Annotated in this window: 2 protein-coding genes; one reads left to right on the top strand and one right to left on the bottom strand. The window is 50.1% G+C overall.

The annotated features are described in order from the left end of the window. Positions 1-644, top strand: a 644-nt coding sequence (locus AC3WVG_RS11405) for a transposase (RefSeq protein ID WP_488798241.1), incomplete at its 5' end; no start/stop codon positions are given. Here AC3WVG_RS11405 and tnpC read toward each other — a convergent pair. Then, the gene (tnpC, locus tag AC3WVG_RS11400; protein WP_488798240.1) at positions 625-2,052 is read right to left on the bottom strand and encodes an IS66 family transposase; all 1,428 of its coding nucleotides are present in this window, start codon (positions 2,050-2,052) and stop codon (positions 625-627) included. The genes AC3WVG_RS11405 and tnpC overlap by 20 nt on opposite strands. Between the last annotated feature and the right edge of the window lie 301 nt (positions 2,053-2,353).

Genomic DNA, 2,353 nt, shown 5'->3' with positions numbered 1-2,353 from the left:
ACTGGCTATGTCAGGATTTCCAGATTGTAGTCAGGGTAACCAAACAGAGGCACTGGAAGTGGCGTAATAGCAGCATGGATGCACAAGAGATTGCCAAACGCCTGCCCTGCAAACACCGGTGCAAGTTACGTCGGCATGGAGATACTGAAGTAAAATATGGCATGACGACTGTGTATCTTCCATCGCATCCAGACAAACCATTAACTCTGATTGTCGTACGTCATGGTAAAAATGAGCCGATGGTATTGGCATCAACGCGCAGAGCTTATGGTCGCAGGCAGGGGCAGGCTCTGATTCATGCCTATATGGATCGCTGGTGTGTTGAGGAAGGTTTCCGCTTCTCCAAGCAGGGCTTTGGTCTTGAGGGTGTCATGGCGAGGAAAATGAATGCGTTGAAGAATCTTGTATCGTTCATGCTGCTGGCATGGTCATTTCTTGTGAGTCATGAGGAAGATGCTGCCGAATTGAAAGAGCTGGGGAAAGCAGACAAAATCAAAAGTAAGAAAAAACGGAAAGAACAAATGCGGCCTGCTTTTCCATATTATTCGATTCTCAAAGGCTGGAAGATGCTCTTCTCCCTTGCAACGAATGCATTACAGCACTGGCTACGAAAACCGGATGTAACTATTCAGCACCTATCATAAAGGCGGGCATTTTGCCGTCAAATAATAGAGTCAATGCCTTGCTGGAAGAAATCCCCTGCTTCCGGCATGTGGAGATGTAGCTTCTACAGCGGCAAAATGCCGTTGCGCCCTCGAAGGATCGAAAGCATCCGGATATTTTCTGCTGTACCTTGGTCATACGCAGATCATTCTCTCCCTGATTGTTGGTAAAGGGCACGCTCGCCGCATCCATGAAGCGCAGCACATCACCTTCATAGTTTCTCAGCCGTTCAAGCAGGTTTCTGGATTTGGAACGTTTCAACCTTCCCCTTCGCTCCTTTCGTTTGTTTTCATCAGGCGGCGGGCATTCAATATCCGCTTCCAGCAGCAAATTCCGGTATCGTTTTTTGAATGCGCCGCTTGCTTCCGCCGCAAGGCAACCGCCAGCATCATGAACTGCGGTGTTGATCTCGCATAACAAGGATTGCATCTGTTTGGCCCACTGCTGCTTATCCTGTTCCCAAGCGCGCTCCAACTCCCGCAGGTGATGCGCATTGCACAATGCGTGCGTACAATCATAACGGTAATATGGCTTCCAGTGGTCATGGCACAGCGTACCGGAGTAGTGAGGCAATACGCCCATCTCATCCATGGCTTCCTTCCCGCGTTTGGCATGGGGATAGTAATACGTCAGCAAACTGTTGGAGTGGCAATGCAACCAGTGTCTCTTGCCGCCAATGTTGACACCCGTCTCATCCGCATGCATCACAGGCGACCCGGCAAGCTCGTTAACCAGCCATGACTGGAATCTTTCCAGCCTTTTACACGCATTCTGATTGAAGTTGCATAGGGTTCCGCTACTGACGGGAATATGTAGCTGATCCCGGAAATAATCCTCAATGCGTCCGTAAGGCAGTAGCTGATATTGAGATAGATAAACAGCGTGCGCCTTGATGCCGTTGCCATACTGAACAGGACGGGTGACGCCTTCAGGAAAGGGGGCGACATAACGCTTGCCATGTTGATCCTTCAGCACCTCAGCCCGGAACTCGGTGACGATGCGCCGGATATCAATATCGACAACCTGCCGCCGCTCATAACCTGCATACGTATAATCCAGCTCGGCGGGAAGGCTGCTTCTGTCAATGAGCAGATCTTTTATCTCATCGGCCTCATCCATCTGTTTCAGGGTCGTGCCGACATGCCCGTTCTGGCCGCCGCGTTTTAAACCCTTGCCACGACTTTTCCGTTTGCGGTTGGGATCGCTTGACGGGGGCTTGCTGCTATTGCTGCTGTTCAAACCCAGACGATTGAACATCAGTGAAACCAGCATAAGAATCACTTCCATGGCTGATCTCAATGCGGGAGACAGGGTTTCCTCCTTATCAAGCAGTTCACGGGCGCTCTCTATGGCTGATTCAATATCAATGCCGTTCATGGGAAAGATCATACCACAGCTTTTCAGAGCCTCTTTTTTGGCCGCTGAATGCCGCCTGCAACATTAGAATATGTTGAACGTGGACGACCTGACTAACGCCATAAAAACGCCGGGTCGGCCACTTTACATCACCACAGGCATAGTCCCGAAAGAACCTGCCAAACAGACCAACCCCTCGGCTTTTGACCAAAAACCCTGTCAAGCTTTATTTTGCTGAATAGTTACCAATATTTCAACATTCACCGCTGGCGCTGCTGGTCAAAAAGGACGCCGGCATCAAAACAATGTCCGAACTGCGTGGAAAGCGGATCAT

It is taken from the genome of Desulfovulcanus sp., assembly GCF_982781345.1.
The sequence above is the reverse complement of the archived record's forward strand: the minus strand, read 5'-3'. Positions and strand labels throughout refer to the sequence as shown.